The sequence below is a fragment of the Paeniglutamicibacter kerguelensis genome (genome assembly GCF_017876535.1).
GTDB classification, from domain to species: Bacteria; Actinomycetota; Actinomycetes; order Actinomycetales; family Micrococcaceae; genus Paeniglutamicibacter; species Paeniglutamicibacter kerguelensis.
Genome location: NZ_JAGIOF010000001.1, coordinates 973,651 through 987,538, shown reverse-complemented (window position 1 = coordinate 987,538; position 13,888 = coordinate 973,651). Strand labels below are relative to the sequence as shown.

General features: G+C 66.2%; 13 protein-coding genes. 4 read left to right on the top strand and 9 right to left on the bottom strand.

Annotated features, from left to right (window positions below; translation table 11 throughout):
- Positions 1-57: 57 nt before the first annotated feature.
- Positions 58-564, bottom strand: a complete 507-nt coding sequence (locus tag JOF47_RS04440; RefSeq protein ID WP_209996208.1) for a hypothetical protein — start codon at positions 562-564, stop codon at positions 58-60.
- A 19-nt stretch (positions 565-583) separates the two neighbouring features.
- Positions 584-1,261: an MBL fold metallo-hydrolase gene (locus JOF47_RS04435; protein WP_209996207.1), complete on the bottom strand. Its 678-nt coding sequence runs from the start codon at positions 1,259-1,261 to the stop codon at positions 584-586.
- A 173-nt stretch (positions 1,262-1,434) separates the two neighbouring features.
- Here JOF47_RS04435 and JOF47_RS04430 point away from each other — a divergent pair, with 173 nt between their 5' ends.
- Complete coding sequence (locus tag JOF47_RS04430; protein WP_209996206.1) at positions 1,435-1,860, top strand: Fur family transcriptional regulator; 426 nt, start codon at positions 1,435-1,437, stop codon at positions 1,858-1,860.
- A 110-nt stretch (positions 1,861-1,970) separates the two neighbouring features.
- On the opposite strand, the gene JOF47_RS04425 is transcribed toward JOF47_RS04430, so the two are convergent.
- The 5 genes from JOF47_RS04425 to JOF47_RS04405 all read right to left on the bottom strand — a co-directional run bounded on the left by JOF47_RS04425 (position 1,971) and on the right by JOF47_RS04405 (position 7,153).
- Entirely contained in the window at positions 1,971-2,846 is an 876-nt protein-coding gene (locus JOF47_RS04425; RefSeq protein ID WP_209996205.1) for a metal ABC transporter permease, read from the bottom strand.
- 4 nt (positions 2,847-2,850) lie between these two features.
- Positions 2,851-3,651 (bottom strand): metal ABC transporter ATP-binding protein, encoded by an 801-nt coding sequence (locus tag JOF47_RS04420; protein WP_210001396.1) that lies wholly within the window; start codon positions 3,649-3,651, stop codon positions 2,851-2,853.
- Positions 3,652-3,655: 4 nt separating this feature from the next.
- Positions 3,656-4,669: a metal ABC transporter solute-binding protein, Zn/Mn family gene (locus tag JOF47_RS04415; RefSeq protein WP_209996204.1), complete on the bottom strand. Its 1,014-nt coding sequence runs from the start codon at positions 4,667-4,669 to the stop codon at positions 3,656-3,658.
- Positions 4,670-4,736: 67 nt separating this feature from the next.
- Positions 4,737-5,804: a hemolysin family protein gene (locus JOF47_RS04410; RefSeq protein ID WP_209996203.1), complete on the bottom strand. Its 1,068-nt coding sequence runs from the start codon at positions 5,802-5,804 to the stop codon at positions 4,737-4,739.
- Positions 5,801-7,153 (bottom strand): hemolysin family protein, encoded by a 1,353-nt coding sequence (locus tag JOF47_RS04405; RefSeq protein ID WP_209996201.1) that lies wholly within the window; start codon positions 7,151-7,153, stop codon positions 5,801-5,803. Before JOF47_RS04405 ends, JOF47_RS04410 begins: the two co-directional genes overlap by 4 nt.
- 663 nt (positions 7,154-7,816) lie before the next feature.
- Between JOF47_RS04405 and JOF47_RS04400 the strand changes: the two genes are divergently transcribed.
- The 3 genes from JOF47_RS04400 (at position 7,817) to JOF47_RS22450 (ending at position 12,542) form a co-directional block, all read left to right on the top strand.
- Complete coding sequence (locus JOF47_RS04400) at positions 7,817-11,605, top strand: multifunctional oxoglutarate decarboxylase/oxoglutarate dehydrogenase thiamine pyrophosphate-binding subunit/dihydrolipoyllysine-residue succinyltransferase subunit (protein ID WP_209996200.1); 3,789 nt, start codon at positions 7,817-7,819, stop codon at positions 11,603-11,605.
- A gap of 128 nt (positions 11,606-11,733) precedes the next feature.
- Positions 11,734-12,339, top strand: coding sequence for a GDSL-type esterase/lipase family protein (locus JOF47_RS04395; RefSeq protein WP_209996199.1), 606 nt, complete (start codon positions 11,734-11,736; stop codon positions 12,337-12,339).
- 128 nt (positions 12,340-12,467) lie between these two features.
- Positions 12,468-12,542, top strand: coding sequence for a 50S ribosomal protein bL37 (locus JOF47_RS22450; protein ID WP_374954809.1), 75 nt, complete (start codon positions 12,468-12,470; stop codon positions 12,540-12,542).
- Between the two features lie 111 nt (positions 12,543-12,653).
- On the opposite strand, the gene rsrA is transcribed toward JOF47_RS22450, so the two are convergent.
- Positions 12,654-12,920: a mycothiol system anti-sigma-R factor gene (gene rsrA, locus JOF47_RS04390; RefSeq protein ID WP_209996198.1), complete on the bottom strand. Its 267-nt coding sequence runs from the start codon at positions 12,918-12,920 to the stop codon at positions 12,654-12,656.
- Entirely contained in the window at positions 12,920-13,639 is a 720-nt protein-coding gene (locus JOF47_RS04385) for a sigma-70 family RNA polymerase sigma factor (protein WP_377738209.1), read from the bottom strand. Before JOF47_RS04385 ends, rsrA begins: the two co-directional genes overlap by 1 nt.
- Between the last annotated feature and the right edge of the window lie 249 nt (positions 13,640-13,888).

Below are 13,888 nucleotides of genomic sequence, written 5' to 3'. Positions count from 1 at the left end.
TCGAACACCGTCCCATACCTGCGGCATTGAACGACTGCTGGAGACCGGCGTCTGGGGCTAGTTCACCGGTGATGTGATCGAATCGGCGCCGATGTGCAGGGGCGTCTGGAAGACCCGTTGCAGGCAGGCTCCGCTGCCCGAACTTTCCAGCCGTCCTTCCACGGTGCCGCGGACCGGGCCGAACCCCGGAGCGGAGGCCTCGACGTCGATCGGGCCGGGGTTGAAGTCCCCGGTGACCCAGTAGCCCACTAACGTCCCGTCGGGCACGGCCGAGGCAGAACAGGCGGTGTCCGCGCTCGTCGGAACCGCCGGGGAACAGCCCGCATCCACGCTGGTGCTGCCGGGCACCAGATCGACGTCCTGGGCATGGCAGGTTCCGCCCTGGCAGGCCCGTACCATGACAGAGTCGAACCCGGCCGGTGCAACCCCGGCTTCCACCACCACGGGAAACCCCTCCAGCAGGGCCAGCTCCGGGCACGCGTCCGCCGGCTGGCCGGCGCATCCGGGGACCAGCAGCGCACCTCCCAGCGCGGCCGCCGCGACCCACCGCTTCTTTCGGTCCATCGGTGCCGCCCCGGGCCCGCTAGCCGTCCAGCGAGACGGGTTCCCCGTCGGCAGTCCGCCGGTAGGACAGTCCGTGTTCGTTGGCCGCCCGGGTCAGGTGCGCGTCCATCATGGCCAGGCCGCGGGCGTTGAGCAGCCCGTCGTGGATCGGGTAGTTTTGCGCTGCGCCGACCGCGACCAGGAAATCGATGGTCTCCCCGATCTTCGCCCACGGCGCGTGGGCGGGAATGAGCAGGGTCTCCACGTCGATGCCCTCGGGCACGTGGTAGCTGTCCCCCGGGTGGTAGAGCCGCCCGTCGATGAAGTAGCCGAGGTTGGCAACCCGCGGGAGAGTCGCGTGGATCAGCGCGTGTTCACCGCCGTGGGCCGAGACCTCCATACCGGCAACGCTGAAGTTCTCCCCCGCGGCCACCGCGTGGATGCGCGTCTGCGCCTCTGGCACGCCGGCCGCGACGGCCGCCTCCAGGACCCGCGCCGCCACCGGTTCCGGCGCGTGGAGGCTCAGCCCGGTTTGGGTTTTCAGGGCCTCAACCACGGGGTCCAGGTCCAGGTGGTCGGCGTGCTCGTGGGTCACCAGCACCGCTTCGACCCCGGCCAGTGCATCGGCCACCGAGCTGAAGTTGCCCGGGTCGATCGCCAGGGCCCTGCCCACGGATTGGATGCGTACACAGGCGTGGGAGAACTTTTGCAGATCCATGGTGCCACCCTAGTTGCGCGGGCCTCGTTCGCACCAGAGCCCGGATTGCCCCTACGGTGCTGGGTCCCCACTGGTAAACTTGGGGAGTCATCGGTGTTTTGTTGCCGCGCCGTTTCCGGCGTCCATGGCGCCCACCGACGATGTTGTGCTGATCTATAGGAGTGCTTCCACCCATGACCAATCCCACGACCGAGCGGCGCGGTTCCGAGCAGCGTGTGACAAAACAGCGGCTGGCGGTTGTCGCGGCCCTGGGCCAAGTCGATGACTTCGTGACGGCCCAGGAGCTCCACCGCTGGCTCGTCGACGAGGGCGACAAGGTCTCGCTTGCGACCGTCTACCGCTTGTTGCTGTCCATGGCCGAGGACGGCCTGGTGGATGTGCTGCGCAGCGCCGAGGGCGAGTCCATGTACCGCCAGTGCCAGGCCGAGCACCACCACCACCACCTGGTGTGCCGCACCTGCGGCAAGGCCGTCGAGGTCGAGGCACCCGCGGTCGAGCAGTGGGCGGCCCGCGTGGCTGCCGAGAACGGCTTCACGGATCCCACCCACACCGTGGAGATCTACGGGCTGTGCCCCGCCTGTTCGCAGGCAGGCAAATAGCAAGACCCGCCACACGTCTTAAACGACCTCGGGCGGAACCCCCATCCAGTGGATGGGGGTTCCGCCCGAGGTCGTTGGCGGTCCTTCGTGGCCCGGCGACAGGCCTAGGCCTAGGCCGCCAGCGCCACCGTCTTGATATGCCGCACCCTGTCGCGGCGCCAGGCAACCAGCCGGCAGACGACGTAGATGAGGAACGAAATCGTCGTCACGTACGGGCTGATCGGCAGGCTGCCGGCCAAGGCCAGGAGAATGCCGCCCACCACGGAAGTCACCGCGAAGAACACCGAAAGGCCGACGGTGAGCACCGGGTTTGCGGTCACGCGCATTGCCGCGGCCGCCGGGGTGATCAACAGCGAAAGCACCAGCAGCGAACCGACGACCTGGATGGACAGCGCCACGGCCAGGCCGAGCACCAGCATGAAGGCCACCGAGAGCTTTGCGGCGGGAATGCCGCGGGCCGTCGCGACCGCCGGGTCCACGCTGATGAAGGTCAGCGGACGCCACATGGCAATCAGCGCGACCATCACCACCACCGAACAGACGGCCAAGAGGCCCAGCTGCACCTGGTCGACCGCCACGATCTGCCCGGTCAACAGCCCGAACTTGTTGGCGCTGCGCCCCTCGTAGAGGGCCAGGAACAGGATGCCCAGGCCAAGCCCGAAGGGCATCAGCACCCCGATGATGGAGTTCCTGTCCTTGGCCGCGGCACCCATCATGCCCAGCACCAGTGCGGCGATGACCGACCCGATCAGCGAACCGAACACCACGTTGGCGCCGATCAGCAGCGCAAAGGCCGCGCCGGCAAAGGAAAGCTCGGCGATGCCGTGCACCGCGAAGGCCATGTCGCGGAGCATCACGAAGATGCCGATCATGCCTCCCACCAGTCCCAGCATGGCGCCGGCGATCAGCGAGTTGGTGACAAGCGGCAGGATTTCGGCGTAGTCCTGGAAGCTGAAGACGGTGCTCCAGATATCTGAGAGATCCATGTGGTCAGGCTCCTGCCGACGGGTGGGTGTGGCTGACGTTTTCGGGCATGCCGACCACCACGATGCGGCCGTTGGATTCGAAGACCTCGATCGGGCTTCCGTAGAGTTCGGACAGCACGTCCGAGCGCATGACCTCGGCGGGGGTTCCCACGTGGAAGCGCCCGCCCGCCAGATAGAGCACCCTGTCGACGTACTGCAGGATCGGGTTGATCTCGTGGGTCACGAAGACCACCGCGGAACCGCGGTCGCAGGCCTGGCGGTGGATCAGCCCGGAGACGGCCTGCTGGTGGTGTAGGTCCAGCGAGAGCAGGGGCTCGTCGCAGAGCAGCAGCCGCGGGTTGTCCGCCAGCGCCTGGGCAGCGCGCAATCGCTGCTGCTCGCCGCCGGAAAGCACCCCGACGGGCCGGTCCGCGTAGGACGAGGCGCCGACCAGTTCCAGCAGCTCGTCGACGCGCTTGCGGATGGCCCTGCGATTGAGCCTGATGCCCCATCGGTGGCCGTCGATGCCCAGGGCCACCAGGTCGCGGGCGCGCAACGGGGTGTTCTCGGCAAAGGGACGCTGCTGCGGGATGGTTCCCACCAGGCGCGACCCGCGGGTCGCGGGCTTCCCCGCCACCTCGACGGTTCCCCCGGAGAGCTGCTGCAGCCCCAGCAGGGTCCGGAGCATCGTGGTCTTGCCCGAGCCGTTGGGGCCCAGCACGGCCAGGAACTCGCCCGGCGCGATGTCAAGGTTCAGCCCGTCCCAGAGCAGGCGGTTCCCGAAACTCAGCGAGGCATCACGCAGCCGGACGACGGGTTCGACCATCGGGTCACTGGTTTCCAAGGGCCACCTCGAGTTGTTGCACGTTTGAATCCATCCAGGAAATGTAGTCCTGCCCCGGGGGCAGGGTTTCGGTCATGCTCAGGATCGGGACGCCGGCGGACTCGGCGATGGAGCGCACCTTGTCCGTTTGCGGTCCCGAGGTTTGGGTGTTCAGCGCCAGCAGCGCGTACTGCCTGTTGACCAGGCCGTCGTTCAGGCGCTTGAGCAGCAGCGGGGACACGTCGTCGCCGGATTCCATCGCGGCGCTGAAGCCCGTGGGCGTTGCGTCACTCAGCCCGGCCTCGGTGAGCAGGTAGTAGGCAAGCGGTTCGGTCATTGCGAACGTCTTGCCCTCGGTGGCGGGCCGCAGTGCGTCGATGCGTCCGGCCAGGGAATCCACCTTGGCTTCGAAGGCGCGCGCCGCGGCCTCGAACTCGGCGGTCTTTTCCGGCCTGAGGGACGCGAACTTGGCTGCGAGGCCCTCGGCCAGGGCACCGACGGTGTGCACGTCGTACCAGACGTGCTCATTGGGCCCCGAGTGGTCGTGCCCGGCGTGGGATCCCCCGGCAGGTTCGGCATGTTCCTCGGCCGCATCGGGTTCGGCATGCTCGTCGTGTTCCTCATGGCCCTCGTGGGATTCGCTCTTTTCGGCGAAGTCGACGGCATGCAGGATCGCGCCCTCCGGCAGTTCCAGCCCGCCGGCCAGCGAATCCATGAACGGGTCGTAGCCGTCGCCGTTGGCGACGATCACGTCCGCCTTGGACAACGCAAGCATGTCCCGGGCCGTGGCCTCGTAGGAGTGCGGATCCTGCGAGGTCTTGTCGACGATCGCCTTCACCGCCACGTTTTCCCCGCCGACGGCGCGGGCCACGTCGGCATACACGGAGGTCGAGGCGACCACGTTAAGCACGGCGTCCCCACCGCCCGTCCCGGCCGCGCCTTCCGCCGGCGCCGTGGAGGCGCAAGCGGAAAGCAGCAAAGCCGAGACGAGGACGGTGAGGACGCTCAGTGGTCTGCGCATGCGGTGTTCGCGGGCCCTTTCGAAGGAAGCTGGAACACCAGACTATCTCAAATGCGAGTCATTCGCATTATTGGGCGCTCCGGTTCTCGCGCCGGATGCCGCGCTTCTGGTTCTGGTCGTCGATCTCGCCGACCAACTGCTCCAGCACATCCTCAAGGAACAGGACCCCGAGCGTGTTGCCGGACGGATCCACCACGCGGGCCAGATGCTCGCCGGCGGCGCGCATCTGTTCCATGGCATCCTCGATCTCCGCGCCGGGGGCCACCACGCCCATGGTGCGCAGCTCGACGTTGGACACCGGCTCGCGGTACTGCGAATCAGGCAGGGACATGACGTCCTTCAAGTGCCAGTAGCCGATGAAGTCGTTGCCGTCGCTGATCACGATGCGGGAGAACCCGGTGCGGCCCACGGTGCGCTCAAACTGCTCCACGGTCGCCCCGAGCCCCAGGCTCACCACCCTGTCGCGCTTGACCATGGTGCCCTCGGCCGTGAGGTTGGAGAACTCCAGCGCCTTGGACAGCATCAGCGCATCTTCCTTCTCCATGGCCCCGGACTTCGCGGAGCTGGCAATGATCGACTGCACTTCCTCGGCGGTGAACGCGGAGTTCACCTCGTTCTTGGGCTCGACCTTCATCAGGCGCAGGAACACGTTGGCAAGCCAGTTCAGCGAGACCACGATCGGATGCACCAACTTGGCCAAGAGCAGCAGCGGGCCGGCCAGGAGCAGCACGGCCTTGTCCGCCATGGACACCGAGATGTTCTTCGGGACCATTTCGCCGAAGGTCACGTGCAGGAACGTGACGATCAGCAGCGCAAAGATGAACGCGATGGTTCCGGCCAGCGCCTCGGGGATGCCCACGAACTCAAGGGGCACCACAAAGAGGTGGTGGATGGCCGGCTCCGCCACGTTGAGGATCAACAGCGAACAGACGGTGATGCCCAGCTGGCAGACGGCCAACATGAGGGACACCGATTCCATGGCGCGCAGCGCACGGATGGCGCGCCTGTTGCCGGCATCGGCCAATGGTTCGATCTGGGAACGGCGCGCCGACATGACGGCGAATTCCGCCGCCACAAAGAACGCGTTGCCCAGCAACAGGATGACAAGCCAGAAGATTCCCGCCCAGTCGCTCATGCGCCGGCCTCCGAATCCTCGTCGGGGCTGATGGCCAGGGCCTCGTCGGCATCGGGGGCCGCACGCGGAGTGAAGTGCAGCTCCGCGACACGGCGCCTGTCCAGCGCCGTGACAACAAAGACGCCGCCTTCCGTGGCGACCTCGTCGCCCACAGCCGGGATCCTGCCGAGCTCGGCCATCACAAATCCACCCACGGTTTCGTAGGCGGCATCCTCGGGGATCTCCACCTCGCCGATCAACTCATTGACCTGGTCGGGGCGGAACATGCCCGGGATTATCCAGCTTCCGTCCTCGAGCTGGCGAACCTCCGGCAATGCGGTGTCGTGTTCATCCGCGACCTCGCCGACGATTTCCTCGATCAGGTCCTCCAGTGTGACCATTCCGGCGGTTCCGCCGTACTCGTCAAGCACGATGGCCATCTGCAGGTTGGCCGTGCGCAATTGCACCAGCAGGTGGTCAAGGTGCACGGTCTCGGGCACAAAGATCACAGGGGTCTTGTTCTCGCCGACTTCCTTGCCCCCGCGCTTGTCGCGCGGGATGGCGATGATGGTCTTCACGTGGCAGACGCCCTTGATTTCGTCGCTGGACCCGTCTGTGACGGGGAAGCGCGAGTAGCCGGTTTCCTTGGCCAGGGTGATCAGGTCCTGCACATGGGCATCGTGTTCGATGGTGCGCATCTTGGTGCGCGGGGTCATCACGTCGGCCGCCGAACGCTCGGAGAAGCGCAGCGTGCGGTCCACGAACAGTGCGGCATCCTTGTCGAGGGTCCCCAGTTCCGCGGAGCGGCGGACCAGCGAGGCCAGCTCCGCCGGGGAACGGGCACCGGAGATTTCCTCCTTGGCTTCCAGGCCAAAGAGGTTCAGCACCTTGTTGGAGAACCCGTTGAGCAGCACGATGCCGGGCTTGAAGATCGCGGTGAAGATCAGTTGGGGGCGCGCCACGGCGCGGCCGATGTCAAAGGCCTTGGCGATCGCAAGGTTCTTGGGCACCAGTTCGCCGATGACCATGGAGAGCAGCGTGGCAAGCACCATGGCGGTGACCAGGCTGACCGGGACCGCCGAATCCCCCAGGCCCAGGGCATGCAGGGGTTCCTGGAGCAGCTTGCCGACCGAGGGTTCCATCACGTAGCCAGTCAACAGGGTGGTCAGGGTGATGCCGAGCTGGCAGGAGGAGAGCTGTGTGGAGAGCGACTTGAGGCAGCGAAGCAGTGCTTCGGCTTTTTTGTCACCGCCCCTCACGGCCTTTTCGACCGTGGCGGGATCCAGTGCCACAAGGGAAAACTCGACCGCGACGAAGAAGCCCGTGCCGAGAATCAGCAGGAGGCCGACGACCAGGAGTAGCCATTCCATTTAGTGTTTCACCGCCCCGGCGGCGGGAGTGCACAGGCGCATCGTGGATGGCGTGCAGTAGTTCTTATGCTTTGTCTGCGCCGGACTAGAAGGCTCCGATGGCGAGGCAGAACTGGGCAAGCAATGACGTATATGGCCGGCACCGCGTGTATTCACGACTGGCCGGCACAGAGAGTGGCTGTCCATTATGGAATCAGTCTAACCGAACCCCGACCTGCATTCGCTCGAATCGCCGCGGAAACCGTCCCGGACCATCCGGCCCGCACGCGGGCCCTGCGCCGCGGCACCAACGGATGGTTGCCGGGCCCGCGACACGCCGGAGCCGAGGCTCCCGCCCGCCGCCCGGCGCGGAAGGTTCAACGCGCAGGGTGCCTTCGGCCCGAACATGCCCCGCACGGCACCTCGATGTTGATGAGGAGTAAATCCGGGCCTCGATGCCTTACCGGCACCGGGCGGCAGTTGCCCGGGCCCGATCGCGTCCGGGTCGCCTCGGCGCTGGATCAGACCGCTTGGCGCAACGGGCGTGTGATGCCCAACTCAATGATTCCCATCTGCGGGTCAATAGTCACTAGACTACTTAGCAGGTCTAGAACTATGCCCCCGTGATAGTCAGTGTTGCGGTGGCGCTTGGACAAACGGAAATCAGGGAAGAGGCGTAATACCGTGCCAGATCAATCGCACCACCGACTCACCGAAGAGTTCGGCGGGAACGAATGGCTAGTCGATGAGCTGTATCAGCAGTTCCTCAAGGACAAGAACTCGGTAGACAAGAAATGGTGGGACATCTTTGCGTCCCTCAATTCGGATCAGGCAAGCGCCTCCGACGCCCCGGCCCCCGCGGCCCCGGCCGCCGTGCCAGCGCCTGCTACCAGTGCACCGGCGGGAGTACCACGCGCGGCCACCCAGGCACGCATCGTGGATGTCACCGGGTCGACTGCCCGTTCTTCCGCGGAATCCTCAACCGCCACTGGCGCAGCTGCGGCCGCGCCGCGCGTGCCGGCGGATCCCGCCCCGATCACCAAGGCACAGCCGATCCCGGCCCAGCTGCCCAAGTCGGCCGCCCCGGAAGCCACCGCCGAGGAAAAGCGCACCCCGTTGCGCGGCCCGGCCAAGGCGATCGTCACCAACATGGAGCAGAGCCTGACGGTTCCGACGGCAACGACCGTGCGCGCCGTGCCGGCCAAGCTGCTGATCGACAACCGCGTGGTCATCAACAACCACCTCAAGCGCGCCCGCGGCGGCAAGATCTCCTTCACCCACATCATCGGCTTCGCCGTGGTGCGGGCCCTGAAGCTCTTCCCCTCGCAGAACGTCACGTTCGCCGAGATCGACGGCAAGCCCGTCGCCGTCCAGCCGGGCCACGTGAACTTCGGCATCGCCATCGACATGCCCAAGCCCGACGGCTCGCGCATGCTCGCCGTGCCGAACATCAAGGCCGCCGAGACCCTGAGCTTCAACGAGTTCTGGGACACCTACGAGGGCCTGATCAAGCGCGCCCGCGCCAACAAGCTCACCGCGGACGACTACGCGGGCACCACCGTCTCGCTGACCAACCCCGGCGGCATCGGCACCGTGCACTCGGTTCCCCGCCTCTCCAAGGGCCAGGCCACCATCGTCGGCGTCGGCGCCCTCGAGTACCCGGCAGCCTTCCGCGGTGCGGCCGAAAAGACCGTTGCGCTCCAGGGCGTCGGCAAGGTCATCACGCTGACCTCCACCTATGACCACCGCGTCATCCAGGGTGCAGGCTCGGGCGAATTCCTGCGCCTGATCGAATCCCTGCTGCTGGGCGAGCAGGGCTTCTACGACGAGATCTTCGAAGCGCTGCGCATCCCCTACGAGCCGGTTCGCTGGGCCGTCGACAACCAGGTCGACATCGACCTGCAGATCAACAAGATCGCCCGCATCCAGCAGCTGATCCACTCCTACCGCGTGCGCGGCCACCTGATGGCCGACACCAACCCGCTGGAATACGTCCAGCGCCGCCACCCGGACCTGGACATCCAGACCTACGGCCTGACGCTGTGGGACCTGGACCGCGAATGGGTCACCGGCGGCTTCGGCGGCAAGGACCGCCTGATGCTGCGCGACATCCTCGGCGTGCTGCGCGATGCCTACTGCCGCACCACCGGCATCGAGTACATGCACATCCAGGATCCGGTGGAACGCAAGTGGTTCCAAGACGAACTGGAGCACAAGTACTCCAAGCCGACCCGCGAGGAACAGTTCCGCATCCTGGGCAAGCTGAACGCCGCCGAGGCGTTCGAGACCTTCCTGCAGACCAAGTTCGTCGGCCAGAAGCGCTTCTCCCTCGAGGGCGGCGAATCCCTGATTCCGCTGCTTGACGGCATCATCTCCGATGCGGCCGACGAGGGCATCGACGAGGTCGGCATCGGCATGGCCCACCGCGGCCGCCTGAACGTGCTGACCAACATCGCCGGCAAGACCTACGCACAGGTCTTCCGTGAATTCGAGGGCACCGCGACCCCGGGCTCCGTCCAGGGCTCCGGCGACGTGAAGTACCACCTGGGCACCGAGGGTTCCTACACCTCGGACTCGGGCAACCAGACCCGCGTCTATCTGGCCGCCAACCCCTCGCACCTCGAGGCCGTCGACCCGGTGCTCGAGGGCATCGTGCGCGCCAAGCAGGACAAGTCGGAGTCCAAGGACTTCAACGTGCTTCCGATCCTGGTGCACGGCGACGCGGCCTTCGCGGGCCAGGGCGTCGTCTCCGAGACCCTCGCGTTCTCGCAGCTGCCCGGCTACAAGACCGGCGGCACGATCCACGTGATCGTGAACAACCAGGTCGGCTTCACCACCGCCCCGACCTCCTCGCGCTCCTCGGTGTACGCCACCGACGTCGCCAAGCAGGTCCAGGCACCGGTCTTCCACGTCAACGGCGATGACCCGGAATCCGTGGTGCGCATCGCGCAGCTGGCCTTCAAGTACCGCCAGCGCTTCAACAAGGACGTCGTCATCGACCTGGTGTGCTACCGCCGACGCGGCCACAACGAGGGCGACGACCCGTCGATGACCCAGCCGATGATGTACAACCTGATCGAGGCCAAGCGCTCGACCCGCAAGCTGTACACCGAGGCCCTCGTCGGCCGCGGCGACATCACGCAGGACGAGGCTGACCAGGCGCTGCGCGACTACCAGGAACGCCTGGAACGCGTCTTCGCCGAGACCCACGCGGCACAGACCTCCCCGATCCCGGTGATCACCGCCGGCACCTCCGCCGTCAACGACCTGGAACTGCCCGCAGCCCAGCGCGACGACGAGGCCGCACCGGCCAAGGAGAACCCGACCAAGATCAGCGCCGACACGCTGGCCCACATCGGCGCCGCGCACGTGGCGATCCCGGAGTCCTTCACGGTCCACCCGAAGCTCAAGGTGCTGCTGGAACGCCGCGAAAAGATGAGCCGCGAGGGTGGCATCGACTGGGGCATGGCGGAAATCGCCGCCTTCGGTTCGCTGTCCATGGAGGGCGTGCCGGTTCGCCTGGTGGGCCAGGACTCGCGACGCGGCACCTTCGTGCAGCGCCACGCGGTCTTCCACGACCGCCTCAACGGCGACGAGTGGTACCCGCTGCTGAACCTCTCCGAGGACCAGGCACCGCTGTCGATCTACGATTCGTTGCTCAGCGAATACGCCGCCCTCGGCTTCGAGTACGGCTACTCGGTGGAACGCCCGGACGCCCTGGTGCTCTGGGAGGCGCAGTTCGGCGACTTCGTCAACGGCGCACAGACCGTGATCGACGAGTTCATCTCCTCCGCCGAGCAGAAGTGGGGCCAGCGCTCCTCGCTGGTCATGATGCTTCCGCACGGCTACGAGGGACAGGGCCCGGACCACTCCTCCGCCCGCATCGAACGCTTCCTGCAGATGTGTGCCGAGCGGAACATGGTGGTGGCCCAGCCTTCCACCGGCGCCAACCACTTCCACCTGTTGCGTCGCCAGGCCTACGCCCGTCCCCGCAAGCCGTTGGTCATCTTCACCCCGAAGCAGCTGTTGCGCCTGAAAGCCGCGGCCTCCTCGGTCGAGGACTTCACCACCGGCACCTTCCAGGAGGTCATCGCCGACACGGCCAACCTGAACCCGGCCGACGTCGATCGCGTGCTGCTGGTTTCCGGCCGCCTGTACTACGACCTGGCCGCGGCCCGCACCAAGGCCGAGGACACCAAGACGGCGATCATCCGCGTCGAGCAGCTTTACCCGCTGCCCGCCGAGGCAATCGCCGCCGAGCTGGCCAAGTACCCGAACGCCGAGGTCGTCTGGGCACAGGACGAACCTGCAAACCAGGGCCCGTGGCCGTTCGTCGGACTGAACCTGCCGGGCGAGTTGAACAAGCACATCCGCTTGGCATCCCGCAAGGCCTCCGCCGCCACCTCGACCGGCACGCACAAGCGCCACGAAGTGGAGCAGGCCCAGCTGATCACCAAGGCCTTCGCGCGCTAGAACGCGGAAAGGCACCGGTGAAACGGTGAATTGACAGTGCCTCAGGGGCGGGATGCGACAGTGTCCCGCCCCTGAGGCACTTAACCGACTGCTAGTGTTGGTGCGTACCCGCCCCAGAAAGGTCATTCGTGGAATACCGCACTATCCGACTCACCGCCATTGGCGACGAACTCCTGGCCGGCCACGGGGATCCCCGGGCCCTGGGCTGGTACGGGCGCGTATTGGCACGAACCACCAGCAACGAGGTGCGCATCGAGAGCTACACCCTCGCCGCACCCGGCGAGGGTTCCGAGGCATTGAGCACCCGCTGGTTCGACGAGGCATCACGCCGCTTCGGACAGAACGTCGACAACCGGCTTGTCGTCGCGCTCTCAGACCGGGACCTTGACCTGGGTCTTTCTACGGCGCGCAGCCGCTTGAACCTGGCGAACATCCTTGACTCGGCATCCCAGATGAGCATCAAGGCACTCGTGGTGGGCCCGGCCCCGGGCCTGGACCCCGAACGCAACCACCGGCTGGCCGAGCTCTCCCACGTCTATGGGGACGTGGCCACGCGCCGGCGCCACCATTACGTTGACACTTTCACCCCGCTGCAGAACCACGCGCAGTGGCGCAGCGACCTGAACGCCAACGGCGGGCTTCCCGGCCAGGCCGGCTACGGGCTCATGGCGTGGCTGGTGCTGCACCGCGGCTGGTATTCCTGGCTGGGACTTCCGGAGCCCGCGGCCGGCTGACGGCCACCGCCGGACACTTCCGGGCGCCGCCGCGCACTGTGTCGCGGCCCACTTTGTCGATCGGGCAGGTGTGTGAAAGACTGGCAAAAGTCCAAACATGGCCCAGATCACACCAAGGGAGTCAGCAGATGAGCAAGCGTTCACGTAAGCGCAAGGACCGCAAGCGCGGCGGAGCCAACCACGGCAAGCGTCCCAACAGCTAGTCCGCCGTCCGCCGTTCGCCGCCCGCATGGCCGGGTGGCGTGAAGCAAAAAAGTTGGTCCCCCGACTCCGGTGTTCCGGAATCGGGGGACCAACTTTTTTGTGCCGCGAATCTAGCCGTGGCCGATTTCCACGCGGATCTCGCTGATCCGGGAAATGATCTTGGACTTCAATGTCTCCGGCGCGATTTCCTGGCAGCTGCGGCGCACCACCGAACGGATGATGCACTCCAGGTCGTATTCCTCGGCGCACTCGGCACAGTGTTCGAGGTGGGCCTTGACCTCCGAGAGGTCCTGCAGCGACAAGGCGCCATCGAGGTACTCGTAGAGACGAACGATGCGTTTGTCGTCGCAATCGCCCAATGAATAGCAGTCACCCATTACTTCTTCTCCGCTCCGGGCTTGGCCGCCCCTTGGGTCTTTGGTGGCTGGCCACCGCCACGCTCATGGGCGTAGTCGGCCAGCAATTCTCGCAATTGTTTACGTCCGCGGTGCAGCCGTGACATCACCGTGCCGATCGGCACACCGAGGATTTCCGCCGCTTCCTTGTACGGGAAGCCTTCCACGTCGACGAAGTACACGGCCAGCCGGAATTCCTCCGCGATGGCCTGCAACGCGTTTTTCACGTCCGAATCCGGAAGGTGGTCAAGCGCCTCGACCTCGGCCGAGCGCAACCCCGAGGAGGTGTGTTCGGCGGCCTGTGCCATCTGCCAGTCCTCGACGGTGTCGGTGCTGGTGCGCAGCGGTTCGCGCTGCCGCTTGCGGTACAGGTTGATGTACGTGTTGGTCAGGATCCTATACAGCCAGGCCTTCAGGTTGGTTCCGGGCTTGTACTGGTGGAACGCCGAATACGCCTTGGTGTAGGCCTCCTGGACCAGGTCCTCCGCGTCGGAGGGGTTCCGTGCCATGCGCATGGCGGCCGAATACAGCTGGTCGACATATTGCAGGGCATCGCGTTCGAAGCGCTCGCGGCGCTGTGCTTCGGTCTCATTGGCTGCCGGTACGGTGTCGGTACCCTGGATATCTTCGGTCATCACGGCCCAGTCTACGCGTAGCGGCGCCACTGCAGCACTCGGGGCAGCGGCTTCTAGCACAACCATGTGTTCCTCCACCTGTTGGCAACCATCCATACCGGCCGATCGCGTTTTGGCCGCCGCCCAACCGACGGGACAGGAGTGGACAAACGCAACATCCGGTATAGGGGTAACACCGGACCGCCCCGCGCTATTCCGGCCCCTTGCCGGTTCCCGCGCCCGATCCCCTGTCCGCTCCCCCGGCGCACCGCCCGAACGGCTAGGATTGAGGGCAGGCACTGCATCCGGGCCAGAGGCCCGGTTCCGCGGTTGGCC

Coding starts and splice junctions, on each gene's coding strand:
- JOF47_RS04405 (WP_209996201.1), bottom strand. CDS start 7,153: ATGGAATGGCTACTCCTGGTCGTCGGCCTCCTGCTGATTCTCGGCACG.
- JOF47_RS04410 (WP_209996203.1), bottom strand. CDS start 5,804: ATGAGCGACTGGGCGGGAATCTTCTGGCTTGTCATCCTGTTGCTGGGC.
- JOF47_RS04415 (WP_209996204.1), bottom strand. CDS start 4,669: ATGCGCAGACCACTGAGCGTCCTCACCGTCCTCGTCTCGGCTTTGCTG.
- JOF47_RS04435 (WP_209996207.1), bottom strand. CDS start 1,261: ATGGATCTGCAAAAGTTCTCCCACGCCTGTGTACGCATCCAATCCGTG.
- rsrA (WP_209996198.1), bottom strand. CDS start 12,920: ATGGGTGACTGCTATTCATTGGGCGATTGCGACGACAAACGCATCGTT.
- JOF47_RS04420 (WP_210001396.1), bottom strand. CDS start 3,651: ATGGTCGAACCCGTCGTCCGGCTGCGTGATGCCTCGCTGAGTTTCGGG.
- JOF47_RS04425 (WP_209996205.1), bottom strand. CDS start 2,846: ATGGATCTCTCAGATATCTGGAGCACCGTCTTCAGCTTCCAGGACTAC.
- JOF47_RS04440 (WP_209996208.1), bottom strand. CDS start 564: ATGGACCGAAAGAAGCGGTGGGTCGCGGCGGCCGCGCTGGGAGGTGCG.
- JOF47_RS04385 (WP_377738209.1), bottom strand. CDS start 13,639: ATGGTTGTGCTAGAAGCCGCTGCCCCGAGTGCTGCAGTGGCGCCGCTA.
- JOF47_RS04430 (WP_209996206.1), top strand. CDS start 1,435: ATGACCAATCCCACGACCGAGCGGCGCGGTTCCGAGCAGCGTGTGACA.